General features: G+C 60.3%; 26 protein-coding genes. 10 read left to right on the top strand and 16 right to left on the bottom strand.

Translation table 11 applies throughout. The features are described from left to right. Positions 1-60 precede the first annotated feature (60 nt). The 6 genes from C2E19_RS12785 to C2E19_RS12760 are packed head-to-tail and all read left to right on the top strand — an operon-like array spanning position 61 to position 6118. On the top strand, positions 61-2979 hold the full coding sequence (locus C2E19_RS12785; protein WP_129392569.1) for a monovalent cation/H+ antiporter subunit A: 2919 nt from the start codon (positions 61-63) through the stop codon (positions 2977-2979). Then, positions 2979-3323, top strand: a complete 345-nt coding sequence (locus C2E19_RS12780) for a Na+/H+ antiporter subunit C (RefSeq protein ID WP_008085854.1) — start codon at positions 2979-2981, stop codon at positions 3321-3323. Before C2E19_RS12785 ends, C2E19_RS12780 begins: the two co-directional genes overlap by 1 nt. Further along, positions 3320-4999: a monovalent cation/H+ antiporter subunit D gene (locus C2E19_RS12775; protein ID WP_129392566.1), complete on the top strand. Its 1680-nt coding sequence runs from the start codon at positions 3320-3322 to the stop codon at positions 4997-4999. The genes C2E19_RS12780 and C2E19_RS12775 overlap by 4 nt, the downstream gene beginning before the upstream one ends. Further along, positions 4996-5484 (top strand): Na+/H+ antiporter subunit E, encoded by a 489-nt coding sequence (locus tag C2E19_RS12770; RefSeq protein ID WP_129392563.1) that lies wholly within the window; start codon positions 4996-4998, stop codon positions 5482-5484. The genes C2E19_RS12775 and C2E19_RS12770 overlap by 4 nt, the downstream gene beginning before the upstream one ends. Further along, positions 5481-5759 (top strand): K+/H+ antiporter subunit F, encoded by a 279-nt coding sequence (locus C2E19_RS12765; protein ID WP_007910754.1) that lies wholly within the window; start codon positions 5481-5483, stop codon positions 5757-5759. The genes C2E19_RS12770 and C2E19_RS12765 overlap by 4 nt, the downstream gene beginning before the upstream one ends. Beyond that, complete coding sequence (locus C2E19_RS12760; protein WP_129392560.1) at positions 5756-6118, top strand: Na+/H+ antiporter subunit G; 363 nt, start codon at positions 5756-5758, stop codon at positions 6116-6118. The genes C2E19_RS12765 and C2E19_RS12760 overlap by 4 nt, the downstream gene beginning before the upstream one ends. An 83-nt stretch (positions 6119-6201) precedes the next feature. Here C2E19_RS12760 and C2E19_RS12755 read toward each other — a convergent pair whose 3' ends face one another. Further along, entirely contained in the window at positions 6202-6642 is a 441-nt protein-coding gene (locus C2E19_RS12755) for a DUF3995 domain-containing protein (protein ID WP_129392557.1), read from the bottom strand. Positions 6643-6735: 93 nt separating this feature from the next. On the opposite strand from C2E19_RS12755, the gene C2E19_RS12750 reads away from it, so the two are divergent. Both C2E19_RS12750 and C2E19_RS12745 read left to right on the top strand, forming a co-directional pair. Continuing rightward, a complete protein-coding gene (locus tag C2E19_RS12750; protein ID WP_129392554.1) occupies positions 6736-7125 on the top strand; it encodes a DUF2946 domain-containing protein in 390 nt (129 codons plus the stop codon). A gap of 92 nt (positions 7126-7217) precedes the next feature. Then, a complete protein-coding gene (locus C2E19_RS12745) occupies positions 7218-9350 on the top strand; it encodes a TonB-dependent siderophore receptor (RefSeq protein WP_129392551.1) in 2133 nt (710 codons plus the stop codon). A 135-nt stretch (positions 9351-9485) separates the two neighbouring features. On the opposite strand, the gene C2E19_RS12740 is transcribed toward C2E19_RS12745, so the two are convergent. From C2E19_RS12740 to C2E19_RS12730, 3 genes are all read right to left on the bottom strand, one after another. Beyond that, complete coding sequence (locus C2E19_RS12740; protein WP_129392548.1) at positions 9486-10499, bottom strand: ABC transporter substrate-binding protein; 1014 nt, start codon at positions 10497-10499, stop codon at positions 9486-9488. Between the two features lie 127 nt (positions 10500-10626). Further along, a complete protein-coding gene (locus C2E19_RS12735) occupies positions 10627-10824 on the bottom strand; it encodes a hypothetical protein (RefSeq protein WP_129396114.1) in 198 nt (65 codons plus the stop codon). Between the two features lie 8 nt (positions 10825-10832). Then, positions 10833-11282, bottom strand: coding sequence for a hypothetical protein (locus C2E19_RS12730; RefSeq protein ID WP_164979468.1), 450 nt, complete (start codon positions 11280-11282; stop codon positions 10833-10835). Positions 11283-11764: 482 nt separating this feature from the next. Here C2E19_RS12730 and C2E19_RS12725 point away from each other — a divergent pair, with 482 nt between their 5' ends. Together C2E19_RS12725 and C2E19_RS12720 are read left to right on the top strand one after the other, a co-directional pair. Further along, positions 11765-11980 (top strand): hypothetical protein, encoded by a 216-nt coding sequence (locus C2E19_RS12725; RefSeq protein ID WP_256661309.1) that lies wholly within the window; start codon positions 11765-11767, stop codon positions 11978-11980. 49 nt (positions 11981-12029) lie between these two features. Then, complete coding sequence (locus C2E19_RS12720; RefSeq protein ID WP_129392538.1) at positions 12030-12266, top strand: DUF2789 family protein; 237 nt, start codon at positions 12030-12032, stop codon at positions 12264-12266. A 6-nt stretch (positions 12267-12272) separates the two neighbouring features. On the opposite strand, the gene C2E19_RS12715 is transcribed toward C2E19_RS12720, so the two are convergent. From C2E19_RS12715 to C2E19_RS12660, 12 genes are all read right to left on the bottom strand, one after another. Beyond that, entirely contained in the window at positions 12273-12476 is a 204-nt protein-coding gene (locus C2E19_RS12715; protein WP_129392535.1) for a hypothetical protein, read from the bottom strand. Positions 12477-12589: 113 nt separating this feature from the next. Further along, entirely contained in the window at positions 12590-13813 is a 1224-nt protein-coding gene (locus C2E19_RS12710; RefSeq protein WP_372238480.1) for a methyl-accepting chemotaxis protein, read from the bottom strand. Positions 13814-14418: 605 nt separating this feature from the next. Then, positions 14419-14823: a TraR/DksA family transcriptional regulator gene (locus C2E19_RS12705; RefSeq protein WP_008084239.1), complete on the bottom strand. Its 405-nt coding sequence runs from the start codon at positions 14821-14823 to the stop codon at positions 14419-14421. Between the two features lie 326 nt (positions 14824-15149). Next, positions 15150-16172, bottom strand: a complete 1023-nt coding sequence (locus tag C2E19_RS12700) for an ABC transporter permease (RefSeq protein WP_105704970.1) — start codon at positions 16170-16172, stop codon at positions 15150-15152. Positions 16173-16319: 147 nt separating this feature from the next. Then, on the bottom strand, positions 16320-17888 hold the full coding sequence (locus C2E19_RS12695) for a sugar ABC transporter ATP-binding protein (protein WP_129392529.1): 1569 nt from the start codon (positions 17886-17888) through the stop codon (positions 16320-16322). Positions 17889-17958: 70 nt separating this feature from the next. Further along, positions 17959-18885, bottom strand: coding sequence for a sugar ABC transporter substrate-binding protein (locus C2E19_RS12690; RefSeq protein WP_129392526.1), 927 nt, complete (start codon positions 18883-18885; stop codon positions 17959-17961). A gap of 52 nt (positions 18886-18937) precedes the next feature. Continuing rightward, complete coding sequence (locus C2E19_RS28985; protein WP_164979427.1) at positions 18938-19108, bottom strand: hypothetical protein; 171 nt, start codon at positions 19106-19108, stop codon at positions 18938-18940. Positions 19109-19242: 134 nt separating this feature from the next. Continuing rightward, a complete protein-coding gene (locus tag C2E19_RS12685) occupies positions 19243-20295 on the bottom strand; it encodes a Gfo/Idh/MocA family oxidoreductase (protein ID WP_129392524.1) in 1053 nt (350 codons plus the stop codon). A 144-nt stretch (positions 20296-20439) separates the two neighbouring features. After that, positions 20440-21300: a sugar phosphate isomerase/epimerase family protein gene (locus tag C2E19_RS12680; protein WP_129392521.1), complete on the bottom strand. Its 861-nt coding sequence runs from the start codon at positions 21298-21300 to the stop codon at positions 20440-20442. 125 nt (positions 21301-21425) lie between these two features. Continuing rightward, entirely contained in the window at positions 21426-22436 is a 1011-nt protein-coding gene (locus C2E19_RS12675; RefSeq protein ID WP_129392518.1) for a Gfo/Idh/MocA family protein, read from the bottom strand. A 41-nt stretch (positions 22437-22477) separates the two neighbouring features. Continuing rightward, the gene (gene iolD, locus C2E19_RS12670; RefSeq protein ID WP_129392515.1) at positions 22478-24409 is read right to left on the bottom strand and encodes a 3D-(3,5/4)-trihydroxycyclohexane-1,2-dione acylhydrolase (decyclizing); all 1932 of its coding nucleotides are present in this window, start codon (positions 24407-24409) and stop codon (positions 22478-22480) included. A gap of 153 nt (positions 24410-24562) precedes the next feature. Further along, positions 24563-25384 carry a TIM barrel protein gene (locus C2E19_RS12660; protein ID WP_129392512.1) on the bottom strand — a complete coding sequence of 274 codons (822 nt, stop codon included), beginning with the start codon at positions 25382-25384 and terminating at the stop codon, positions 24563-24565. Positions 25385-25404 lie beyond the last annotated feature (20 nt).

The raw sequence follows: 25404 nt of genomic DNA, 5'->3' as shown, positions 1-25404 counted from the left end.
TTTGGTGATCGGGGAGCTGGCACGTATGATGCTTCACAAACTTCCGCAGATTAGAAGCCTATGTCCCTGATAGTTCTACTGCTTCTGCCATTCATTGGCAGCTGTCTGGCAGCGGTGCTGCCGCACAACGCGCGTAATACCGAATCCCTGCTGGCAGGTCTGGTCGCTTTGATCGGCACCGTCCAGGTCGCCTTGTTGTACCCGCAAATTGCCCATGGCGGCGTGATCCGCGAAGAGTTCATGTGGCTGCCCAGCCTCGGCCTGAACTTCGTCCTGCGCATGGACGGCTTCGCCTGGCTGTTCTCGATGCTGGTCCTCGGCATCGGCACCCTCGTCTCTTTATATGCCCGCTATTACATGTCGCCGGATGATCCGGTGCCGCGCTTCTTCGCGTTTTTCCTGGCGTTCATGGGCGCCATGCTCGGTCTGGTGATCTCCGGCAACCTGATTCAGATCGTGTTCTTCTGGGAACTGACCAGCCTCTTCTCCTTCTTGCTGATCGGCTATTGGCACCACCGCGCCGACGCGCGTCGTGGCGCCTACATGGCGTTGATGGTCACCGGTGCCGGCGGATTATGCCTGCTGGCGGGGGTCATGATTCTCGGCCATGTCGTCGGCAGCTATGACCTCGACAAGGTCCTGGCCGCCGGCGATCTGATTCGCGCACATGCCCTCTACCCTGTTCTGCTACCCCTGATTCTCATCGGCGCCCTCAGTAAAAGTGCGCAATTCCCCTTTCATTTCTGGTTGCCGCACGCAATGGCGGCGCCGACACCCGTCTCCGCTTATCTGCACTCAGCCACCATGGTCAAGGCCGGGGTGTTCCTGCTCGCGCGTCTGTGGCCGTCGTTGTCCGGCAGCGAAGAATGGTTCTACATCGTCAGCGGCGCCGGCGCGTGTACGCTGCTGCTCGGCGCGTATTGCGCGATGTTCCAGAACGACCTCAAAGGGCTGCTCGCCTATTCGACCATCAGCCACCTTGGCCTGATCACCCTGTTGCTGGGCCTGAACAGTCCGCTGGCGGCCGTCGCGGCGGTGTTCCACATCCTCAACCACGCCACGTTCAAGGCCTCGCTGTTCATGGCGGCGGGCATCATCGACCACGAAAGCGGCACCCGTGACATCCGCAAGCTCAGCGGCCTGATCAAACTGATTCCGTTCACGGCGACCCTGGCGATGGTCGCCAGCGCCTCGATGGCCGGCGTGCCATTGCTCAACGGCTTCCTGTCGAAAGAGATGTTCTTCGCCGAAACCGTGTTCATCAACGCCACGGCGTGGGTCGAAGCGGCACTGCCGATTGTCGCGACCATTGCCGGTACATTCAGCGTTGCCTACTCGCTGCGCTTCACTGTCGACGTGTTCTTCGGGCCACCGGCAACCGACCTGCCGCACACCCCGCACGAACCGCCACGCTGGATGCGCGCGCCCGTCGAGTTGCTGGTGTTCACTTGCTTGCTGGTGGGGATTTTCCCGGCGCAGATCGTCGGCCCGCTGCTCGCGGCGGCAGCGCTGCCAGTAGTCGGTGGCGTGCTGCCGGAATACAGCCTGGCAATCTGGCACGGCCTGAATGCGCCGATGATCATGAGCCTGATTGCCATGTCCGGCGGTATCGTCGTCTATCTGCTGCTGCGCAATCAGCTCAAGCGTGGCCGCTTCAAATACCCGCCGCTGATCGGCCGTTTCAACGGCAAGCGCCTGTTCGAACGCAGTCTGGTGGTGATGATGCGCATGGCCCGCCGCGTCGAGCGGCGACTCGGCACCCGACGCCTGCAAATGCAATTGTTCCTGATGGTATTGGCGGCGGTGCTCGCCGGCCTGATCCCGATGCTGCACAGCAGCCTGAGCTGGGGCGACCGACCGAAGATCCCCGGCTCGATCGTCTTCGTGACCCTCTGGCTGCTGGCCATCGCCTGCGCCCTCGGCGCCGCCTGGCAAGCCAAGTACCACCGTCTCGCGGCACTGACCATGGTCAGCGTCTGCGGCCTGATGACCTGCGTGACCTTCGTCTGGTTCTCCGCGCCCGATCTGGCCCTGACGCAACTGGCGGTCGAAGTGGTGACCACGGTGCTGATCCTGCTCGGCCTGCGCTGGTTGCCACGCCGTATCGAAGAAGTCTCGCCACTGCCAAGCAGCCTGCGCAAGGCGCGCATTCGTCGTCTGCGCGACTTGCTGCTGTCGATTGCCGTCGGTGGCGGCATGGCCCTGTTGTCCTACGCGATGCTCACGCGGCAGACGCCGAACGACATCTCCTCGTTCTACCTCAGCCGCGCCATGCCTGAAGGCGGCGGCAGTAACGTAGTCAACGTGATGCTGGTGGATTTCCGTGGCTTCGACACCCTCGGTGAAATCACCGTGCTGGTCGCCGTGGCGCTGACCGTGTTCGCGCTGTTGCGACGCTTCCGCCCACCGAAAGAAAGCCTGCAACTGCCAGCCCAGCAACGCCTGCTCGCGCCGGACGTGGTCACCGACCTGGTCAACCCGCGTTCGGCCAGCGATACCGCGCTCGGCTTCATGATGGTGCCGGCCGTGCTGGTGCGCCTGCTGCTGCCGATTGCGCTGGTGGTGTCGTTCTACCTGTTCATGCGTGGACACAATCAGCCGGGTGGCGGTTTTGTTGCCGGGCTGGTGATGTCGGTGGCGTTCATCCTGCAATACATGGTCGCCGGTACGCAGTGGGTCGAGGCGCAAATGAGCCTGCGGCCGCTGCGCTGGATGGGCACCGGGCTGCTCTTCGCCACGGCCACCGGCCTGGGCGCGATGCTGGTCGGTTATCCGTTCCTGACCACGCACACCTGGCATTTCAGCTTGCCGCTGCTCGGTGACATCCATATCGCCAGCGCACTGTTCTTCGACATTGGCGTGTACGGCGTGGTGGTCGGTTCGACGCTGTTGATCCTCACCGCCCTCGCTCACCAGTCGGTGCGGGGTCACAAGACCGCATCGCTGCCCAAGTCCGTCGCCAGCAAAGGAGCCGTCTGATGGAAGAAGTCATCGCAATCGCCATCGGCGTGCTCGCCGCGTCCGGCGTCTGGCTGATCCTGCGGCCACGGACCTTTCAGGTGGTCATGGGCCTGTGCCTGCTGTCGTATGCGGTCAATCTGTTCATCTTCAGCATGGGCAGCCTGTTCATCGGCAAGGAGCCGGTGATCAAGGACGGCGTCACGCAAGACTTGCTGCACTACACCGATCCGCTGCCACAGGCACTGGTACTGACGGCGATCGTCATCAGCTTCGCCATGACCGCGCTGTTCCTCGTCGTTCTGCTCGCCTCGCGCGGCCTGACCGGCACCGACCACGTCGACGGCCGGGAGCCTAAAGAATGATGGCGATGACTCACCTGATCGCCGCACCGATCCTGCTGCCGCTGCTGACCGCCGCCATCATGCTGATGCTTGGCGAGCGGCACCGACCGCTGAAGGCGAAAATCAACCTGTTCTCCAGTCTCGTCGGCCTGTTCATTTCGGTGATGCTGCTGCAATGGACGCAAACCACCGGCGTGCCCGGCTCCATCGGCGTGTACTTGCCGGGCAACTGGCAAGCGCCGTTCGGCATCGTGCTGGTGGTCGATCGCCTGTCGGCGCTGATGCTGGTGCTGACCGGGATCATCGGCGTCAGCGCTCTGCTGTTTGCGATGGCGCGCTGGGACGGTGCCGGTTCGAGTTTCCACGCGCTGTTCCAGATTCAGTTGATGGGCCTGTATGGCGCGTTCCTCACGGCGGATCTGTTCAACCTATTCGTGTTTTTCGAAGTGTTGCTCGCCGCGTCTTACGGCCTGTTGCTGCACGGCTCCGGCCGGGCGCGAGTGTCGTCGGGGCTGCATTACATTTCGATCAACCTGCTCGCCTCGTCGCTGTTCCTGATCGGCGCCGCGCTGATCTACGGTGTTACCGGCACCTTGAACATGGCCGATCTGGCGCTGAAGATTCCGCTGGTGCCGGAAGCCGACCGTGGCCTGTTGCACGCAGGTGCGGCAATTCTCGCGGTAGCGTTCCTGGCCAAGGCCGGCATGTGGCCACTGAATTTCTGGCTGGTGCCGGCCTACTCTTCGGCGAGCGCACCGGTGGCGGCGATGTTCGCGATCATGACCAAGGTCGGCATCTACACGCTGCTGCGTTTGTGGACGCTGCTGTTCTCCGGTCAGGCCGGCGCCTCGGCGTTCTTCGGTGGCGACTGGCTGATCTACGGCGGCATGGTGACCATGGCCTGCGCGGCGCTGGCGATACTGGCCGCGCAACGCCTGGAGCGCATGGCCAGCCTGAGCATTCTGGTGTCGGCGGGAATCCTGTTGTCGGCGATCGGTTTCGCCCAGCCAAACCTGATCGGTGCCGCGCTGTTCTATCTGGTCAGCTCGACCCTGGCGCTGAGCGCGCTGTTCCTGCTGGCGGAATTGATCGAGCGTTCGCGCTCGGCCAACGAGATTCCGCTGGAAGACGAAAGCGAACTGCTGCCGCGCCCGCAGGAATCCCTGCAACCCCCCAAAGGTATCAACCTCGACGACGAGCAGAAAGCCGTGGTCGGTCAGGTCATCCCGTGGACCATGGCATTTCTCGGCCTGAGCTTCATCGCTTGCGCACTGCTGATCATTGGCATGCCGCCGCTGTCTGGTTTTATCGGCAAGCTCAGCCTGATCGGCGCGTTGCTAAATCCGTTGGGCCTGGGCACCGCCGCGCCGATTTCCACTGGCGCATGGGCGCTGCTGGCGCTGCTGATCCTGTCGGGGCTGGCGTCGCTGATGGCGTTCTCGCGCCTCGGCATCCAGCGTTTCTGGACACCCGAGGAGCGCCCGTCGCCGCTGCTGCGCAAACTCGAATGCGCGCCGATCTTTCTGCTGCTGGGGCTGAGTATCGCCCTGACCTTCAAGGCTGAACCGCTGCTGCGCTACACCCAGGCCACCGCCGATGCGCTGAACAATCCGCAGCAATACGTCATGGCGGTGCTCGGCACCCGCGCGGTGCCAAGCCCCGAAGCCAAGGCGGCGATGCTGGAGGTGCAGCCATGAAGCGTGTATTTCCTGCCCCGTGGTTGTCGCTGGCACTGTGGGCTTTGTGGCTGACGCTGAACCTGTCAATCAGTCCGGGCAATCTGTTGCTCGGCGCGATATTGGGTTTCGCCGCGCCCTTGATGATGCGCAAGTTGCGCCCGAAACGCGCGCACATTCGCCGTCCGGGAACGATCCTGCGCTTGTTCTTCCTAGTCGGTCGCGACGTGGTAATGTCCAACCTGATCGTTGCGTGGGGCGTGCTCAATGCCGGTCGCCGGCCACCGCGCTCGCGCTTCGTCAAAGTGCCGCTGGATCTGCGCGACGCCCATGGCCTGGCGACGCTGGCGATGATCTGCACGGTGGTGCCCGGCACGGTCTGGTCGGAGCTGGCGCTGGATCGCAGCATTCTGTTGCTGCACGTGTGGGATCTGGATGACGAAGCGCAGTTCATCGAGCACTTCAAGAGCACTTACGAGCGGCCGCTGATGGAGATTTTCGAATGAGCCCATTACTGTCGAACGCGATTCTGCTGACGCTGTTCCTGTTCTCGCTGGCGATGGTGCTGACGCTGGTCCGCCTGTTCAAAGGGCCGTCGGCGCAGGATCGGGTACTCGCGCTGGATTACCTGTACATCGTTGCGATGCTGATGATGCTGACGTTGGGCATCCGTTATTCCAGTGACACTTACTTCGAGGCCGCGCTGCTGATTGCGCTGTTCGGCTTCGTCGGTTCATTTGCCCTGGCGAAATTCCTGCTGCGTGGCGAGGTGATCGAATGAATGCTGAATTATCGCTGTGGGTCGAGATTCCAGTGGCGATCCTGCTGGTGCTCAGTGGCGTGTTTGCCCTGATCGGTGCAGTCGGGTTGTTGCGGATGAAGGATTATTTTCAGCGCATGCACCCGCCGGCACTGGCTTCGACGTTAGGCGCCTGGTGTGTCGCGCTGGCGTCGATCATTTGCTTCTCGGCGCTGAAATCCGCGCCGGTGGTGCATGCCTGGCTGATTCCGATTCTGCTGGCGATCACCGTACCGGTAACTACGCTGCTGCTGGCGCGGGCGGCATTGTTCCGCAAGCGTATGGCTGGCGATGATGTGCCGGCCGAAGTCAGCAGCCGTCGCACCGAAAGCGGCAGTTGACCCGTAAAAGATCGCAGCCTTCGGCAGCTCCTACATTGATCTCTGTAGGAGCTGCCGAAGGCTGCGATCTTTTGATCCCGCTCTTACACCCAAGCCACCGCCAACAACCCTGCTCCCAAGATCGCGCACAACGGCGAATACACCCACGTATCCAGCCGCGCAAACCGCGATCCCTTCACCTCCTTGAAAAAACCCACCAGATTCGAATCACCAATCGAGCGGGCAAACATCATCAACGCAATCGCACTGATCACCCACTGCAACGCCTTGTGATTCACCGCCGGCATGCCCCAGCCGACACGCATGCACACCAGCGCAGCAATCACCAACAACGCCGCCGCTACCACCAGCGTCAGCCAGCCTGACGGTTTGAACGCCGGGCGCACCGTCGCCACAAAACCGTCCACCGGTATTTGCGGCACGACCACTGCCGCCGCCCACTGCCCACCCAACGCCCAATACACATGCATCAAGGCGATTACTGCGAAAATTGTCACCAGCCATTGAGCCAACACCAAGGTCATGGTTGAAATCCTTGAAAGGGATTTGAACAAATCATCCTAGTCGGCATTTTTTGAAGTGCACGACCGATCAGCGGTACGGTAAAGTGCCGCCCCATGAAATTCTCCCGTTCCGATCGCTCACTGCTGGCCTGGATGCTCTATTGCTGCGTCCTGTTCAATGTGTTCGCCTGCAGTATCGGTCACGGACAAATGGTCGGCATGCAGCTGAACGGTATCGGCGGTCAGTTCTGTACGGTCGACCCGGCCACGCAGGCGCCGCTCGCCAGCAACCCCAGCGAAGAACAACTGCCGACGCTGTCCAAGGCGTTCGGCTGCCCACTGTGTTCCGTCGGTGGCGGCATGGGTCCGGCGTTCAACTCCAGCCTGACCCTGGCGATCCTGCCGGAACAGCACAGCCCACCGCTGGCACCGATTGTCAGCGCCGACCTGCCTGCCCGCTTCACCTGGCCTTCAGCCAACCCTCGCGCCCCGCCGCTCGCCTGAGTGTTTCTGCGTTTTTGATTTGTCAGCCCACTGCGCCAACGCGCGGCGTTTGCCTGTGCGCTGACTCCTAGACAAGCATTCAGGATTCAATGATGAAACAACTCACTTTGCTGGCGAGCCTGTGTGGCTGCCTGTCCGTCAACGCCTGGGCGCAATCCACCGTGGATCTGGCGCCCATCACCATCGACGGCGAGTCCGGCGCGGAACCCGGTCTGAGCCTCGACCAGTCCAGCGGCATGGCCTCACGACTTGGCTTGAGCGTGCGCGATACACCCGCCTCGGTCGCCATCGCCAATCGCAACGACATCGAACGCCATGGCGCGCAAAACTTCCAGGACGCCGCCAACACCCTGCCCGGAGTCAACGCCAGTGCGCCGCCGGGTTTCGGCGGCTTCGTTTCCTATCGCGGCTTCACCAGCAGCCAGATCACCCAGATGTTCAACGGCATCAACGTCTCCGGTGGTCTCGCGAGGCCGGTCGACGCGTGGATCTACGATCGGGTGGAACTGGTCGGCGGCCCGTCGTCGCTGATCAACGGTGCCGGTTCCGTGGGCGGTTCGTTGAATTACGTGACCAAACTGGCCACGCGCGATGAACAGGCCGTTGAAGGCCGCGTCAGCTACGGCACCTACGACACCAAGGAAACCGCGTTTGGCCTCAACCATGCCCTGACCGAGCCTGGCGCCGACGTCCAGCATTACGCGCGACTGGATGTCAGCCACAACACCAGCAACGGCTACATCGACCGTCAGGAGCGCGATGCCTGGAGTGTGGCGTTCTCGCTGCTCAGCGATCTCACGCCGGATCTGTCGCACACCCTCGCGCTGGAATATCAGGACGAGCACGAAGACAGTCCGTATTGGGGCACCCCGGTGCTCAATCCCAAGGCGGGCGAGTTGAAAATCGATCGACACAATCGCTTCAACAACTACAACGTCGAGGATGGTCGCTACGAACAACGGACGATCTGGGTGCGTTCGATCATCGACTACCGGATCAACGACAGCACTACCCTGCGCAACACGCTGTATCACCTCGACAGCCAGCGCGACTACCGCAACCTCGAGACCTACCAGTACAACGCCGACAACAGCGCGGTTAACCGCTCAACCGCGTATCAGGTGCGGCATCAGGGCGAACAGAACGGCAACCAGTTCGAACTGCGTCACGACAACAGCCTGTTCGGGCTCGATACGACGTGGTCGGGCGGTTTCGAATACAAGGTCAACCAGACCACCAACTCACCGCTCAACATCAAAGGCGCGAGCACGGTTGACCCGAACCACTACCGACCGGGGCGTTTCTATGACATTCCCGGCACCAACCCGACGCTGATCAGCGACAAGACCAACGAGGTCACCACCAAGGCCCTGTTCGTCGAAAATCGTCTGGCGCTGACCGACAAATTGTCCCTGCTCACCGGCCTGCGCTACGACGATATCGACCTTGACGTGACCAATCACCGCACCGTGACCGCCGCCAATCCCAAGCACTTCAAGCAAAGTTGGCAACCGGTCACCGGTCGCGCGGGACTGACCTATCAGTTCATCCCCACTGCCAACGCCTACCTGCAATACAGCACCGCCGCCGAGCAACCGGGCGGCACGCAGAACTTCGACGTCTCGACCGGCAAGCAATGGGAGATTGGCAGCAAGTTCGATTACCTGAATGGCCGCGGCTCGGCGACCGTGGCGGCGTACACCATTGAGCGCAAGGACTTCGCGGTCACCGATCCGCTCGATCCGGCCAGCAGCATTCCGGTCGGCCAACAGACGTCGAAAGGCATCGAGATTGCCAGCTCGTTGCGCATCACCGACAAGCTGCTGGCCGAAGGCAACTTCGCCTGGGTCGATGCGCAGTACGACGACTTCACCGAGAAAAATGCCGCCGGCGTGGTGGTGTCACGCAAGGGCAATACGCCGACCAACGTGCCGGATCGGGTCGGTAACCTGTGGCTGACTTATGATTTTTCACCGCAATGGCAGGGAGGGGTCGATGCGCGGTATGTGGCATCGGTGTTCGCTGACACGGCCAACACCATGACGGTGCCGTCGTACACGTTGTTCGGCAGTTTCCTCAGCTACAAGATCGACGCGCACACCACCGTGACCGGGCGGGTGCGCAATCTGACCAATGAGGTGTATGCCGAGTTTGCGCATGTTTCCCCGGCGTATTACCTGGGATCGCCGCGGACTTTTGAATTGGCCGTACAAACCCGATTCTAAAACCAACCTGCCGTACAAACCCGATTCAAAAACCGATTTGTAGGAGCTGCCGCAGGCTGCGATCTTTTGGTCTTGATTGTTAAAAACAAGATCAAAAGATCGCAGCCTGCGGCAGCTCCTACATAAGGCAAGCCGTTAGAGGTTGGCGGAAACCTTGTCCGCCACATCCTTCGGCAACCACGCCTGCCACACATCCGGATGCGCCTTCATGAACGCCACCGCCGCATCGCGTGGCGCCGTGTGCTTCTCGCTCATTTCCGCCAGCGCCTTGTTCAGCGGTTCAATCGGAAAATCGACCTTGCTGAAGAATGCCGTGATCTGCGGATACTGCTTCTGAAACGGTGTCGACACGCCAATCGACAGCTTCGACGCCAGCGAGCGGGTCGGTTTCGGATTGGGGTTATCGGCGTCGGTCAGGGTTTTCCACGCCTCGGCATCGAACGGCGGTTCTTCCAGCTGCACCAGTTTGAATTTGCCGAGCAATGGCGTCGGCGACCAGTAGTAGAACAGCACCGGTTTACCGCGACGGATCGAAGAGCTGATCTCGGCATCCAGCGCGGCGCCCGAGCCGCTGCGGAAATTGGTGAAGTCATCCTGCAAACCGTAAGCCGTCAGCTTCTGCTTGTTGACCACTTCCGAGGTCCAGCCGATCGGACTGTTGAGGAAACGCCCTTTGCTCGGATTCTCGGGGTCCTTGAACACATCCTTGTATTTTTTCAGATCACTGACGCTGCGCAGGTCCGGCGCGAGCGGCTTGATGCCCTTGGCCGGGTCGCCCTTGATCACGTACTCCGGCACCCACCAACCCTCGGTGGCGCCCTTGACCGTATCGCCCAGGCTGACGACCTTGCCTTCAGCCTCGGCCTTGACCCAGACCGGGCTGCGTCCGGCCCATTCTTCGCCGATCACCTGAATGTCGTTGTTCGCCAGGGCGGTTTCCAGGGTGATGGTGGTGCCCGGCAACGTATCGGTCGGCAGCCCGTAGCCCTTCTCGACGATGATCCGCAGGACATCGGTGATCAGGCTGCCGCTTTCCCAGTTGAGGTCGGCAAAATGGATCGGCGTCTCTGCCGCGATCACCGTTTGTGCTGACGTCAGCAAGCCGAATGTGGCCACGCTCGCGGCCAACAACCGTCGAAATCCGTTCATGCATTGCACCTCGTGCTGTTCACAGCAATGGCAGGATGGCCTGACAGAAGACCGCAAGCCTCTGAATACTCAGTCAACTGACTGTAGCCGAGGTTCCTGCTTTTTCCGGGCCCGAGCCCGGACGAGGTTACGAATCAGACTTTTCCTGCAAGCTTTGTAGCTCGCGTCTGACCATGCTGGCGTATGCCGCGGGGCGCAACGTGTAGATCTGCGCGGCGACCCAACCCAGCCACGCGCCTTGCATTTGGGCCTTAGCGGCGAACAGGCGCCGGGCTTCATCACGTGCGCTGTCGAGGTTTTGCGAATGGAAATCGGCGCGACTCAACGCTGTGCTCACTCGCTGGCCTTGAAGGTAATCAGCTCGCCCTTGCGCCACTTCGCGGCTTTGGCGGTGACGGCTTTCAGGGTTTTGGTCAGGCCTTCCTGCAGTTGTTGATTGGCGGCAAACACCGTCACCACGCTGTGGCCTTCCTTGAACAGAATCGCCTGACCGTCGGCCGTCGAGACAAAGGCGTAATCGCCCAGACCATAAACCGTCAGTTTGATTTCGCGAAAACGGATGTCCATCTTGCCGCCTTCACGGCTGGGCAGGACCGAGGCGCTGAAATGATCGCCGACCTTGAGCTTGAGCCCAGGTTTGTCATCGACGACCAAGGCGCTTTCGGTATCGATCTCGGCGACGTAGATGCCTTCGGCGTTTTGCTCGGTGATGTAAACAAAACGCGATTGGAACTGCTTGACCAGCTTTGCACGCAAATCACCCAGCACGAACAAAGCATGCATATCGAGGTTACTGACTGCCAAAGAAACATCCCCACATCTGAAAAAACCGTGCACGGAAAACGCGCACGGCAAAAAACGGCCAGGCCGATGGAACTGCCGGTGACTCAAATAAAAAGCTCGAACTGAGCAGATTGCTCAATCATCGCGAGGTTCGTAAGACTACTGGATTGTCACTCGCGAAACTTGCCCCGATGTCGCCAAAACTCGAAGGAAAATTCCTTACCGGTGCACAGAGAAAGCTGACTACGAACTTTAGGGAAAATTCTCACGAAAAAAAGCTCTTTTCCGACATATCGCTCGCGAAAAATTGCTTTAGATAAGCGCAGTCGTCAACAGCTACTGGCGATTCTAGAGCAGCGATGCTCATTACGACTACCCAAAACGGCCTGTAAATACCGGCCGCCCAATGAAAAGGACTTCATATGTGCACTTTGACTCACTTCGCCCGGCCCGCTGACGCCCGCATAAAGTCGTCACTCATCATGCATGTGAACGGCATGAGCGATCTGTCCAGCGCCGGGCAATACGACCATACCCCACGCTTTCAGGTAATCCCTGCCGGCAATGCCTTCTTTCACATCAAGGAAAAATCTACGGGACTTGTAAGAGGTTTCCGCGAGGATCATAACGAAGCCTGCGCCCTCGCCCGTTCACTTGAATCACAAATCGAACTCCGCGCCAGCGACTGCCTCAGATAAAGAGAGAGATCGACTGCGCCATACCGGCGCACCCACCAAGGAGCACACGATGGAACTGCCTGCATACGACCTGAAAACCCTGTTCGATCAACTGGGACTGCCATCGGAAGACGGCGCAATCGACGACTTCATCGAAGCGCACCCGCTGGCTGCCGAGATCAAACTGATCGAAGCCGACTTCTGGACGCCGCAACAGGCGCAATTGCTCAAGGAATGGCTGCGCGCCGACGGCGAGGAAGCCGTGATGGTCGATGAGCTGAACGTGCGTCTGCACCGCGGCAAATAATCCGGATCAGTGCAGGCTGTCGCCCGGCTCGGCTTGCAATTGCGCGAGCCATGCAGCCTTGCACTCCTCGGCTTCGTCGCGACTGGCGAACGCGGTACCGCGCCGCTCGCCATTGAGCAGCACGACCCAGCAGACGCTTTGACCCAAGGCGCGCAAACAGGCGGGCACGCCACTGCCGATCATTACTGCGACATCGACTCTTGATTGCATGCTGACCTCGCGAAATCATTAGCTGCCTAACTATGTAGGCAGATTAATGCTTTCTTTCGCAAGGAAACAGCAACCCTCGTGCACAGATTCATTGCACCAGCGGTAACAATTGCTCAGCGCGGGTTTTCCGGCTTGTAGCCCAAACGCAATCCACCCCAGTGGCGCCCCTTGACCATGATCGGTACCGACAGGTCGTGCATCAGCTCGCCGGTATCGCGCGTGTAGGTTTGCAGCAGTACCGGTTGTTGGTGGCTGCCGCAGCGAATGCCGGTGCGGTCGGCAAACTTGCGCTTGGTGCGATTGTTGATCGCATCGACCTGCGCATCACCGGTCAACGGCTGACTGAACAGCTGATTGTGTGTCGGCACATAACCTTGCTGCGTACAGGCAATCGCAAACACCAGGCCTTCATGGCGCGGCAACAACGGTTCCTGAATCGCCGGCAGCACCTGATCGGTGTAGCGGTCAAAGCGGGTTTGAAACTTCGTCGGTTGGGTATTGGCAATCGGCTGGTACTGACGATCGAACAGATCCTCCAGGCTGACCCGCCCCTGCTCGACATCCGCTTCGAAACGCGCCGCGATCTGGTTCGCGCCTTCCCGCGCGAGGTCGTAGATACGCTGGTGATAGTCATCGAGGCCGACTTCGGCGAGGCGTTCGCTGATGGTCTCCGCCTGCCCTTCCATCTGCACCGCCGCGTCGGCGAGGCGCCGGGTCTGTTGATCACTGATCGCCAGATCGCTGCGCATCTGCCCGACAGCCTTGAACAGACTGTCGAGTTGTTCGCGGTTGGTTTCTGCACCTCGAGCGATTTCGCCGACCTGGGTTTCCACCCCGGCGGCCAGTCGGGCGATGTTGTCCAGATGCTGGCCGGTGTGTTCGACCTGCTCGACGCCGGTGTGCAAATCGCTCGACAGTTGGCGGATCTGCTCGACCACTTGCGCCGTACGCTGCTGAATGTCCGCGACCATCTCGCCGACCTCGCCGGTCGCCGACGCCGTACGCGCCGCCAGACCACGCACCTCGTCCGCGACCACAGCGAAACCACGGCCATGCTCGCCGGCCCGCGCCGCTTCGATTGCCGCGTTCAGCGCCAACAGATTGGTCTGGCTGGCAATCGACTGAATCACCAGCGTTACGCGTTGGATGTCGTCGCTGCGCACGCTCAAGGCTTCGATCAATTCGCGGCTGGCGTTGGCGCGTTGACTGAGTTGATGCATCCGCGAGATCGAATCGGCCAGTTCGGTACGCCCGGCGGCGCTGCTGTGATGCGCCTCGCTGGCGGCCTCCAGCGCTTCTCGGCTGAGTTGCGAAGTGGCCTGTTCGGTGGCAATCATCACCTCGGCGTTGCTGACGATCCGTGCTGCCGCATCGAGTTGCGATTCGAGTTTGCTCGCCAGTTCCTTGACCGAAAACGCCACACCGGCCGCCGACAACGCGTTATGGCTGGTGGTATAGGAAAGGTCACGGGTCAGTTCGGACATCGCGTTGCCACTATCGGTAGGCGCGACATCGGTGACCGTGCGCGAACGCAGGCGCGGCAGCCAGACAATCAGCACGGCCAACGGCATGCCCAGGTAAAGCGACCACTCACCCAGCGTCATGCCGGCGAGCAACAGCATCAGGGCGATGCTTTGCAACGTCGGTGCGAGCCAGCGGTTTTTCGGCAAAAGCACTGGTGCAGGCAAAGCCCCAACCAGAGATCCATCTCTCGTCATATCAACACCCCACGCTTGTTCTCATTATTGTGCCTGCATTAAACGCCACTACAACGCCATTATCCATGGTCCGTTAGTCGTGGGGTCTGCAGCAGGTCAATGAACCGCGTGGAATATCGCAGACGAACAAAAGCAAAGATCGCAGCCCCCAACAACCCCTGTAGGAGCTGCCGAAGGCTGCGATCTTTTCCAGGCGCCCCTAATTAAAAGGGCACCTCACAGAATCAGGCCTGACGCTGGTGCTTGTCGATCTGCTCGTGACGCTCTTGAGCTTCGATGCAGTATTTGGTGGTCGGGCTGATCAGCAGGCGCTTCAGGCCAATGGCCTCGCCGCTGTCGTCGCACCAGCCAAAGCTGTCTTCCTTGATGCGCTCAAGGGCTTGTTCCAGTTGCGGCAGCATGCGCTGGTCGCGATCGATCGCGTTGACCAGCCAGGTGCGCTCTTCTTCAACCGAAGCCGCGTCTGCCGGGTCGGCCGGAGTGTCCAGGCTTTCGATGGCGATACGGTTTTGCTCAATGCGCTCGTGGGTTTCGACTTTCATGTTCTGCAACAGCTCAGTGAAGAAAGCGTGTTGCTCGGAATTCATGTAGTCATCTGCCGGCATGGCCAGCAACTTGTCCTTTGTCATTGATATCTCTATAAAAAAACGTGCATTAAGGCGAATTAGGGAGCGTTTCGGCGATCCGCGTGCGGTCATCGAAAAGGCATCGTTTATTGCAAATGCCACCCGGCACTCAATTTACGAGGGGCGGCAGTCTAAGGCCGACTTGAGGCCTCAGCAACTGTAAATACCGGGAATTTGTCCGACAACGCCCGGAAACTGCTCTGACACAGGCTTCACAGCGGTCATCGGAGTGCGTTTATAGCAAGAAATTCAGTCAAGCGGCTTTATATAGAAGACAAACGGCTGCGCCACGCGGGCAGGCGTGGCGCATTTTGCAGTGTGCTTCGGTATCAGCGCTTGAGTTTGCGCTTGTTGCGGTACTGGTCGATGACCACCGCCACAACAATAATCAATCCCTTGATAATGTCCTGAATATACGCATCCACACCGACAAAGGTAAAGCCGCTGGCCATGACCCCGAGGATCAACGCCCCGATCACCGTACCGGTAATGCGCCCTACGCCCCCCGCCAGACTGGTGCCGCCGATGACCGCCGCGGCAATCGCATCCAGTTCATACGACATGCCCATCCCCGCCTGCCCGGTGGCGGCACGCGCCGAGGCAACCACACCGGCCAGCCCTGCGAGCAACCCGGCAATGCTGTAGACGATCACCAGATGGCGCTTGACGTTGATGCCGGACGTCCGCGCTGCCTGCATGTTGCCGCCGATCGCGTAGGTGTATTTGCCATACTTGGTGTAGCGCAGGGCGATGTGGAAAATCACCGCCACCACCAGAAAGATGATCACCGGCATCGCGCCATGGCCAATCGCGGTGTAGGAGTCGGAGAGCATGCTCACCGGCTGACCTTCGGTGTAATAGCGCGCCAGACCACGCGCCGAGACCATCATGCCAAGGGTCGCAATGAACGGTGGGATCCCGGTGATTGCAATGATGCTGCCGTTGATCGCACCCGCCAGCAAGCCGACGCCGAGCCCGGCGATCACTGGAATCCACACTGGCAAGTCGGTCAGCGACGGAAACACCGCTCGGGCAAAGTCCGAGGTCTGCGCCAGGCTGGCGGCGATCATCGCCGACAGGGCCAATACGGAACCCGAGGACAAGTCGATACCCGTGGTGATGATCACCTGGGTCACGCCAATGGCCAGCAAGCCAATGATCGACACCTGCAGGATCATCAGCACCAGGCGCTGCGAGTTCATCAGGAAGCTCTGGTCGCGGACGATCCAGCCGAACACTTCAAAAACCAGACCGATACCGATCAGCACGAGGAAAATGCTCAGTTCAGTCGGAAAGCGCCGACGACTCTTGGTCGGCACCGTTGCTGGCTTGTTTTCCAGTATCGCGTTCATAGCCACTTACCCTTCGAAAATGAAATCTGCGGTCAGCCTTTTGTGGCGAGGGAGCTTGCTCGCGCTGGACTGCGCGGCAGGCCCAGGCTTTTTTGGGGTCGCTTCGCAACCCAGCGGGAGCAAGCTCCCTCGCCACAGGGAATTGGATCAACTATTGAGGGTCATGCCTGATGCCAACTGCATCACCCGCTCCTGCGTTGCTTCGCTGCGGTCGAGGGTGCCCATCAGGTCGCCTTCGTGCATGACCATCACGCGGTCGCTCATGCCGAGCACTTCCGGCAGCTCCGAGGAAATCATGATCACCGCCATGCCTTCACTGGCCAGCAGCGAGATCAGCCGGTAGATCTCGGCCTTGGCGCCGACATCGATGCCACGGGTCGGCTCATCGAGAATCAGGATGCGTGGATTGGTCATCAGCCAGCGCGCCAGCAAGGCTTTCTGCTGATTGCCGCCAGACAAGGTATCGATGCATTGTTCCAGCGACGGGGTCTTCACCCGCAACTTCTTGCACATGTCTTCGCACAGCGCGCGCAGGGCTTTCTGCTGGATAAAACCGTGGCCGGCGTAATGCGGCAGCACCGCCATTTCCATGTTTTCGAGGACCGACAGGCACGGGAACAACCCGCTGAGCTTGCGATCCTCGGTCAACAGCGCGAAGCCCTTCTCGATCGCCATGTGCGGATCGGTGATGCGCACCACTTCGCCATCGAGGCGAATCTCGCCGCCGTCACTTGGGGTAATGCCGAACACCGCTTCGGCGACGTTGGTGCGCCCGGAGCCCATCAACCCGGCGATGCCAAGGATCTCGCCGACATGCAGATCAAACGAGACACCTTTGAAAATCCCGTCGAGCTTGAGGTCGCGTACCGACAGCAGCAGGTCGCCGATCGGCTTCTCGCGTACCGGGAACAACTGGCTCAGTTCGCGGCCGACCATCATTGAAATCAGGCTGTCGCCGTCCATGCTGTCGGCGCGTTGCAGGCCGATGTATTCGCCATCGCGAAACACCGCCACTTCATCGGCGATGGCGAACACTTCGTTCATTTTGTGGGTGATATAGATGATGCCTTTGCCCTGCGCCTTGAGGTCGGCAATGATCGAGAACAGGTGCGCCACTTCCTTGTCGGTGATGGCCGAGGTCGGCTCATCCATGATCAGGATGTCGGAGTCGTAGGACACCGCTTTGGCGATCTCGACCATCTGCCGTTCGGCGATGCTCAGGTTGCCGACCTGCTCCTCGGGATCGAGGTTGATGCGCAGGCGCTCGAGCAATTGCGCGGTGCAGCGATGCATCTCGCGGTGATCGATCATGTGCAGGCCATTGAGCTGTTCACGACCGATCCAGATGTTTTCGGCGATGCTCATGTGCGGCATCAGGTTGAGTTCCTGGTGGATCATCGCGATCCCCGCCTGTAACGCCGCCAACGGTGTTTCAAATACCACCGGTTTGCCGCGCAGACGCAGTTCGCCGGCGTCGGGCTGGTAGATACCGGCGATGATTTTCATCAGCGTCGATTTACCCGCGCCGTTCTCGCCCATCAGCGCCAGCACCGAGCCCGGGCGCACACGCAATTGCACATTGGACAAGGCCACCACACCCGGAAAACCCTTGCTGATGTTGGTGATTTCCAGCAGGTACGGCTCATCGACAAAGGTCGTTGCTGGCTGGATGCCCGCCAACGGGAGGGTGCTCGAAGCAGTCGCTGAAGCGAACATGATCAGGTACTCCATCAGCAAGGTCGCCGCAGCCACCTTGCGTGTTTATTGTTGTTATTGAACCGACGGACTATTTGAAGGTGTCGACGTTTTCCGGAGTGATCAGGCGATACGGCACCCAGACGTTCTGCTCGACCGCTTCGTTTTTCGCCATCTTCACGGCGGTGTCGATGGAACCGTCAGCCTGGCCCTTGGCGTCCTGAAACACCGAGACCGCCATGCTGCCTTTCTTGATCGCGTTCAACCCGTCGGGCGTACCGTCGACACCGGCGATCAGCACGCTGCCCTTGTCGACCCCGGCCTGCTGCAGGGCCATGGCGGCACCAATTGCCATTTCATCGTTGTTGGAGACCACCGCATCGAACTTGCGGCCCTGGGTCAGCCAGTCATTGACCAGTGTCATGCCTTTATCGCGCAGCCAGATACCGGTCTGTTCCTGCTCGACCTTGATGTTCGGGTATTTCGCCAGCACCTCTTTCACGCCCTTGGTGCGGTTGGTCGTGGAGTTGTTGGCGAGGTCGCCGAGCAGGATGACGATTTCTCCCTTCCCACCCATTTTGTCGGCGAGGTACTGCATCTGCATTTCGCCAGCTTCAAGGTCGTTGGAAGCGACCGTGACCACGCCTTTGGGCAGCTTCAGATCATCGGGACGGCGGTTGACGTAGACCAGCGGGATGCCCGCCTTCACTGCGGCTTCGGTGATTTTGCGGGTCGCGGCGGTATCCACCGGGTTGACGACAATCGCATCGACTTTCTGACTGATGAAGCTTTCGACCTGGCTCAACTGCTTGACTACATCGCTGCGCGCGTCTTCGAATTGCAACTTGACGCCATCGGGATAGGACTTGGCCTTGCTGTCCATGGATTCGCGCAGGTACGTCAGCCAGGTGTCATCGAACTGCGACATGCTCACGCCGATGCGCATGTCGGCCAATGCTGCGCCGCTGGCGAACAGCAGGGACAGGGCAAGTGCGGTGAAACGGATCGGGGTCTTCATGAAAGGTCTTTCTCCACATTCTTGTTGGTTTTATGGATGAGGCGTGACGATTTCAGTGAACGGGCAAACGGACGATCGGGGCGCCGGGAATACAGCAGACCAGGGCACCGTTGCGCTCGACGCAGAGCAGGCGAACGAAGAAATGTAACGAGGCGCGAGGCAGGTCGCGAAAGAGGCGTTGCGCGAGGCGTAAAACAGACAGTGCAGCGTTGAAGGTTTTCATCGACGGTACCTGGTTTCTGTTTCTTGTTTTTGGTTCGCCCTGCTCTCATTCAAAACTGAGATCGGACGTGGATGTCGGTAACCTGCAAACGACATTATTGGAAATTTAATTCTAATTCAACTCATTTTAGAATTTTATTCTAAATTTGTTCCAGCCGCTTCGAACGCCAGCAAATCGACCACTTGGCCACGCTCGGCACTCAGCCGTGCGGCGTCCAGAACGCGGGTGGTTGCCAGTGCATCACGGGCCTCCACGGGCAATGGGCCGCCGTTGTGTAACGCGGTTTGTAGCTGCAGATAGAACTGATTCCAGCAGCCCCGTTCCGACGGCACTCGCTCACGAATCTCGCCCTGTTCGAACCAGCCCCAACGACGATGCTCTTCGACGCCCCATCGCTCGCCCGCCGATTTCGGTGAAAGCCCGGCCAACGCCTGAGCTTCCTGACCGTCGAGGCCATCGACGCTGTAGCAACCCTGTGTGCCGGTGACGCGAAAGCGCGGGCCGGGGGTGTTTTGCAGGCAACTGCCGCCCAGGTGCGAGATCACTCCGCTGGCATGGGTCAGCGAGACGAAAAAACCGTTGTCGTAGGTCTGCGCTTTTTCCAGGTAATCCAGTTCGCCGTACACGCGGCTGACCGGGCCGAACAGCAGCAGCGCCTGATCGACCAGATGGCTGCCGAGATCGCGCAGGAACCCGCCGCCACTGCCGTTGTTCACCGATTGCGGCGAGTAGCGTTCGACCCGCGATTCGAAGCGGGTGACCTGCCCCAACGCACCGGATTCGATGAGTTTGCGCACGGTGAGGAAATCGGAATCCCAGCGGCGGTTCTGATAAACGCTGAGCCGCACGCCTTGGCGTTCGGCCATGGTGATCAAGGTCTGCGCCTGTTGCGCATCGGCGGCGAAGGGTTTGTCACTGACCACCATCACCCCGTGCTCGAGGCCATCGAGCACCAGCGCCGGCCGCCCCTTCAGCGGCGTGGAAATCACCAGCACATCGACACCCGCCTCGACCAGTTGGCCAATGCTGTCGAAGGCCGCCACGCCGGGGTACTCGGCAGCGAGCAACTGTCGGCGCTCGGCGGAACGCGTGACGACACCGGCGAAGGTCGCACCGGGCAGACTGCTGAGCAGCGGTGCATGAAAAAACCGGCCGCCATGGCCGTAACCGACAAGTCCGATACGCATGATTCGACTCCTTCTTGATCGTTCCCACGCTCTGCGTGGGAACGCATCAATGGACGCTCTGCGTCCGCTTGTGGGACGCGGAGCGTCCCGGGCTGCATTCCCACGCGGAGCGTAGGGACGATCAGTCAAGGGATAGGTGCGGCCTCAGCGGCAAAGTTCGCTTTTGACCCGCTCCAGCATCATCCGGTTGGACTCGTCCGGCCGGTCTTCCCAGGCGAACACCGAGACCGTGGCGATGCCGTCGAACTTGATCTCGCGCAACGTGCCGAAAAACGCTGCCCAGTCGACTTCGCCCTGACCGATGTCCAGATGCTGATGCACGGTGGCGGTGACACCCGGCGGATTGACGATGTAGCGCAACCCCGACGAGGCCTTGTGGTTGTAGGTGTCGGCGATGATCAGGTGGCTGAGTTTCGAACCCGCGTACTTGAGCATCGAGGCAATGTCACCGACGCCGTCGTCATAGAAAAACGTGTGTGGCGCGGCATAGAGGTAGTTGATCCAGTCGCGGTCCAGCCCGCGAATGATGTCCACCGACTCGTTGTTGCGCTCACAGAAGTCATACGGATGCGCCTGGATATCCAGTTTGATGCCCTCGCGCTCGAACTCGGGGATCAATTCATCCATGGAGCGCATGAACTGGTTTTCGCACACCAGCGGGTTATCCGATTGACCGGTGAATTCCGTGTTGACCAGCTCGCAATCCATCGCCACGGCAATCTGAATCGCGCGTTTCCAGTTACGCACGGCGGCCACGCGCAAGCCTTCGTCGGCGGCAGCCCAGTGGTACATCGGTAGTAACGAAGAGAGTTTGACCCCGGTGTCGCTCAGGGCTTTGCGAAACTCCTTGATGCGCGCCTTGTCGACACGCGGCGCCTTGTAGAACGGCAGAAAATCTTCCCGGGGGGACAGCTCGATGTGTTCGTAACCGAGCTCGGCAACCTTGTCGACCATCTTGCCCAGAGACAGATTGCGGTACATGTAAGGATCCAGTGCGATGCGCATTACTTCCTCCTTCACACAATCCCTGTGGGAGCGGGCTTGCTCGCGAATGCGATGGCACATCCAACACTAATGCCGACTGACACACCGCTTTCGCGAGCAAGCCCGCTCCCACAATTAGATTGGGGTTATCCGTAGAAACGTGGGCGTTCTGGCAGGGTGACTTTGACGATCTGCCCGTTGTTTTGCGCTTCGATGCACGCGTCCGCTGCGACCGCTGCGGCGAAGCCATCCCACGCCGACGGGCCACCGACTTGCCCGGCGCGCACGCCGTCGATGAAGGCCTGCAACTCAACGTCGTAGGCGCCAATGAAGCGATCCTTCCAGTCCATCAGAATCGCGTTCGACAGCTTCGCGCCGCTGCGCATTTGCACCTGTTGCGGCTCGGGCAGTTTGGCGATGCCGGTCTCCCCCACCACTTCGCACTGAATGTCGTAGCCGTACTGGCAATTCACAAAAACCTCGACGTCGATGCGCGTGCCCTTGGCGGTTTCCAGCAAGACGATTTGCGGGTCTTTCAAATGCGCCAGCGCTTTACTCGATTTGCGCGGGAACACCACTTGCACCGACACGTAATCGTCGTCGAGCAACCAGCGCAGCACATCCAGTTCGTGGATCAGCGTGTCGGTGATCGCCATGTCGGTCTTGTAGTTTTCGCCCACGCTCGGGTTGCGGTGCGCGCAGTGCAGCATCAGCGGTTCGCCGATCTGGCCGCTGTCGATCACCGCTTTGAGCGCGCGATAACCTTCATCGTACGGCCGCATGAAACCGACCTGCACCAGACGCTTGCCGTGGGCGACTTCGGCTTCGACGATTTTGCGGCAGCCGGCTGCAGTGACCGCCAGCGGCTTCTCGCAAAATACCGGTTTGCCAGCGGCAATCGCTGCGAGCACGAACTCTTCGTGGCTCGGCCCCCAGGACGTGACGAGGATCGCCTCGACCTCTGGCGCCTTGATCAGCGCATGGCCGTCGGGATAGACCTCGGCGGTCAGTTTCAGATCGGCAACGACTTTCGCCGCTTGCTGCAAATTGATGTCGGTGACCGCGACGACCTGACTGTTGAGCAAGGTCTGGCTGCAACGACGGATGTGATCCTGGCCGATGGCCCCGGTTCCGATAACGCCAATCTTCAAAGCCATGCGATTCTCTCCTGCGAGATTATTGTTCGATTCAGGGGCAATCAGTACTGACGGGCCTTGGCCAGTCGTTCATTGAGGGTCTTGGCCACCGCATCGGTGCGTGCGCTGGTCGACACCTGCGCCACACCGACCCGCCACCACGACAGGTATTTGTGGATCATGGTCTTCGGCAGCACCTTGATATCGATCAGCGTCGACACCGTCTGCAAGCGCGCATCGGCCAGTGCCGCTTGCAGCTCTTCGACGTTATTCACCTTGTAAGTCTTGCAGCCATAAGCCGCCGCGCTCATGGCGAAATCCACCGGCACAAAACCGCCGTCGAGCTTGCCGGTCTCGGGATTGCGGAAACGAAACTCGGTGCCGAAGCTGTCCATGCCGTGTTCCATTTGCAGGTTATTGATGCAACCGAAAGTCATGTTGTCCAGCAGCACCACGTTGATCTTGCGGCGCTCCTGAATCGAGGTCGCCAGCTCCGAGTGCAGCATCATGTAGGAGCCGTCACCGACCAGTGCGTAGACCTCGCGGTCAGGCTCGGCGAGCTTCACGCCCAACGCGGCGTTGACTTCGTAACCCATGCAGGAATAGCCGTATTCAACGTGGTAAGTGTTGACGCCCTTGCTGCGCCAACTGCGCTGCAAGTCGCCGGGCAGACTGCCGGCAGCGGCGACGATCACCGCGTCGTCGGCCAGGGTTTCATTGAGTACGCCGAGCACGCGGCTTTGGGTCAGGCACGAACCGGTCAGCTCGATGAATTCACGCAGCACGGCCGGATCCATGTGGTCGTTGATTTCCGGGACGAAATCCTTGGCCTGGTAGTCGACCTGATAAATCCGCTCGACCTCCTCATCCAGTTGCGCCTTGGCCTGGCGCGGTTGCTCGCCCCAGCTCGAGCGGTAATCGCCGAGTGCTTGCGACAACGCCTGCAACCCGGTTTTGGCGTCGGCGAGCAATTGCACGCCGTCGAGTTTCAGCGCATCGCACGGGCTGATGTTGAGGTTGAGAAATTGCACGTCCGGGTGCTGAAACAGCGATTTCGACGCCGTGGTGAAATCGCTGTAACGGGTGCCGACACCGATGATCAGATCGGCCTCCCTGGCCAGCAGATTCGCCGCCAGGCAACCGGTTTCACCGATGCCGCCAACGTTCAGCGGATGGCTGGACACCACCGCGCTCTTGCCGGCCTGGGTTTCTGCGAAAGGAATGTCGAAGCGTTCGGCGAACGCCTGCAACGCCGCATTGGCCCCGGAGTAACGCACACCGCCGCCACAGATGATCAGCGGTTTGTGCTTGCCTTTGAACAGTGCCAGCGCTTCGCCGAGCATCGCTTCGGTGGCCGGACGACGTTCGATGCGGTGCACGCGTTTTTGCAGGAAATAATCCGGGTAGTCGTAGGCTTCGGCTTGCACGTCTTGCGGCAAGGCCAGCGTCACGGCGCCGGTTTCGGCAGGATCGGTGAGCACGCGCATGGCGTGGATCGCCGCCGTCATCAACTGCTCGGGACGGTTGATGCGATCCCAGTATTTGCTCACGGCTTTGAAGGCGTCGTTGGTGCTGATGCTCAAGTCGTGGAACTGCTCGATCTGTTGCAGCACCGGGTCGGGTTGGCGACAGGCGTAGACATCGCCGGGCAACAACAGCAAGGGAATGCGGTTGGCGGTCGCCGTGGCGGCAGCGGTGATCATGTTGGCCGCGCCGGGGCCGACCGAAGAGGAACAGGCGTAGATCTTGCGCCGCAGGTGCTGCTTGGCGAAACCGATGGCAGCGTGCGCCATGCCCTGCTCGTTGCGGCCCTGATGGACGATCAGATCGCCGCTGTCCTGCTCCAGCGCCTGACCGAGGCCGAGCACGTTGCCGTGACCGAAAATAGTGAAGATCCCGGCGACGAATTTACTTTCAACCCCATCGACCTCGATGTACTGGTTATCGAGGAATTTCACCAGGGCCTGGGCCATGGTCAGTCTTGTTGTGGTCATGCTTGCACCTTCCTTTGAAGCCGTATCCGCTATGTGCTGTGAAAAGCGATCCTGTGGGAGCGGGCTTGCTCGCGAAAGCGGTGTGTCAGGCAACATTGATGTTGAATGCCCGGACGCCTTCGCGCGCAAGCCCGCTCCCACAGGGGATCTCCTTCAATTTTGGGAGTTTTGCAGGTGAGCCATGCTGGCGCCGATGGCTTGGCGGATATCCGTCAGGCCATGCACGCTGTCGGCGAATGGCTCGAATGACAGGTAACCGTCGTAGCCACTGGCGAGCAACTGCTCGATCTGCGCGGCATTCCCGAGAATGTCGCCCTCGCCCACCAGCACGCGATGACCATCACGAATGCTGTTCAGCGGTGCCTCGGCATCTTCGACGCCGGAGATATGTACCAGCCCGGTCAGCTCGGGAAAGAACTCCTGCTCCCTGGCCAAATGATGGTGGAAGGTGTCATGCACCAGCCGGAAGACATCCAGCCCGCCGACCGCCTTGATCGCCTCCACCGCCGTGTATTTGCGACGCAGGGAACACTCTTCGAAGCCCAGCGGCTCGACGAAACCAAGGATGCCGTGATCGCGCAGAATCGGCGCCAGTTCAGACAACGCGGTGCGCAGACCCGCCGCGCGTTCGGCCTGGCTGCGGCTGTCGGCACGATCATTCAGCGGGCACATGACCAGGCCCTGCGCGCCGCAATCGCGGGCATACGCGGCGAGCTTCAAGGCCTGCGCACGACGCTGGTCATTCCACACATCAAACGGATACAGCGCATTGATCGACAGCACGGTGATGCCTTTCGCCGCGCACAATTCACGCACTTGCTCAGGCGCGGTGCCGTCTTCGATCTCGACACCCTTGAGGTCGTTACGAATCTCGATGGCGTCGGCTTTCAGGGTTACCGCCAGTTCAATGAAGGCCGGCAGGGACAAGCGTGGCGCGACCATACGGTTCAGGGCGAAACGCAGGGGTTTGCTCATGACAGTGGTTCTCCGCAGAA

It is taken from the genome of Pseudomonas sp. DTU12.3, assembly GCF_004124275.1.
Classification (GTDB): Bacteria; Pseudomonadota; Gammaproteobacteria; order Pseudomonadales; family Pseudomonadaceae; genus Aquipseudomonas; species Aquipseudomonas helmanticensis.
The sequence above is the reverse complement of the archived record's forward strand: the minus strand, read 5'-3'. Positions and strand labels throughout refer to the sequence as shown.

Bases quoted from the DNA above. Each gene is read 5' to 3' on its own strand.
- C2E19_RS12720 (WP_129392538.1), top strand. From the start codon at position 12,030: ATGGAACTGCCTGCATACGACCTGAAAACCCTGTTCGATCAACTGGGA.
- C2E19_RS12770 (WP_129392563.1), top strand. From the start codon at position 4,996: ATGAAGCGTGTATTTCCTGCCCCGTGGTTGTCGCTGGCACTGTGGGCT.
- C2E19_RS12685 (WP_129392524.1), bottom strand. From the start codon at position 20,295: ATGCGTATCGGACTTGTCGGTTACGGCCATGGCGGCCGGTTTTTTCAT.
- C2E19_RS12785 (WP_129392569.1), top strand. From the start codon at position 61: ATGTCCCTGATAGTTCTACTGCTTCTGCCATTCATTGGCAGCTGTCTG.
- C2E19_RS12760 (WP_129392560.1), top strand. From the start codon at position 5,756: ATGAATGCTGAATTATCGCTGTGGGTCGAGATTCCAGTGGCGATCCTG.
- C2E19_RS12660 (WP_129392512.1), bottom strand. From the start codon at position 25,384: ATGAGCAAACCCCTGCGTTTCGCCCTGAACCGTATGGTCGCGCCACGC.
- C2E19_RS12715 (WP_129392535.1), bottom strand. From the start codon at position 12,476: ATGCAATCAAGAGTCGATGTCGCAGTAATGATCGGCAGTGGCGTGCCC.
- C2E19_RS12740 (WP_129392548.1), bottom strand. From the start codon at position 10,499: ATGAACGGATTTCGACGGTTGTTGGCCGCGAGCGTGGCCACATTCGGC.
- C2E19_RS12675 (WP_129392518.1), bottom strand. From the start codon at position 22,436: ATGGCTTTGAAGATTGGCGTTATCGGAACCGGGGCCATCGGCCAGGAT.
- C2E19_RS12725 (WP_256661309.1), top strand. From the start codon at position 11,765: ATGCATGTGAACGGCATGAGCGATCTGTCCAGCGCCGGGCAATACGAC.
- C2E19_RS12765 (WP_007910754.1), top strand. From the start codon at position 5,481: ATGAGCCCATTACTGTCGAACGCGATTCTGCTGACGCTGTTCCTGTTC.
- C2E19_RS28985 (WP_164979427.1), bottom strand. From the start codon at position 19,108: ATGAAAACCTTCAACGCTGCACTGTCTGTTTTACGCCTCGCGCAACGC.
- iolD (WP_129392515.1), bottom strand. From the start codon at position 24,409: ATGACCACAACAAGACTGACCATGGCCCAGGCCCTGGTGAAATTCCTC.
- C2E19_RS12745 (WP_129392551.1), top strand. From the start codon at position 7,218: ATGAAACAACTCACTTTGCTGGCGAGCCTGTGTGGCTGCCTGTCCGTC.
- C2E19_RS12695 (WP_129392529.1), bottom strand. From the start codon at position 17,888: ATGTTCGCTTCAGCGACTGCTTCGAGCACCCTCCCGTTGGCGGGCATC.
- C2E19_RS12775 (WP_129392566.1), top strand. From the start codon at position 3,320: ATGATGGCGATGACTCACCTGATCGCCGCACCGATCCTGCTGCCGCTG.
- C2E19_RS12690 (WP_129392526.1), bottom strand. From the start codon at position 18,885: ATGAAGACCCCGATCCGTTTCACCGCACTTGCCCTGTCCCTGCTGTTC.
- C2E19_RS12705 (WP_008084239.1), bottom strand. From the start codon at position 14,823: ATGACAAAGGACAAGTTGCTGGCCATGCCGGCAGATGACTACATGAAT.
- C2E19_RS12710 (WP_372238480.1), bottom strand. From the start codon at position 13,813: ATGATTGCCACCGAACAGGCCACTTCGCAACTCAGCCGAGAAGCGCTG.
- C2E19_RS12780 (WP_008085854.1), top strand. From the start codon at position 2,979: ATGGAAGAAGTCATCGCAATCGCCATCGGCGTGCTCGCCGCGTCCGGC.
- C2E19_RS12680 (WP_129392521.1), bottom strand. From the start codon at position 21,300: ATGCGCATCGCACTGGATCCTTACATGTACCGCAATCTGTCTCTGGGC.
- C2E19_RS12755 (WP_129392557.1), bottom strand. From the start codon at position 6,642: ATGACCTTGGTGTTGGCTCAATGGCTGGTGACAATTTTCGCAGTAATC.
- C2E19_RS12750 (WP_129392554.1), top strand. From the start codon at position 6,736: ATGAAATTCTCCCGTTCCGATCGCTCACTGCTGGCCTGGATGCTCTAT.
- C2E19_RS12700 (WP_105704970.1), bottom strand. From the start codon at position 16,172: ATGAACGCGATACTGGAAAACAAGCCAGCAACGGTGCCGACCAAGAGT.
- C2E19_RS12730 (WP_164979468.1), bottom strand. From the start codon at position 11,282: ATGCATGCTTTGTTCGTGCTGGGTGATTTGCGTGCAAAGCTGGTCAAG.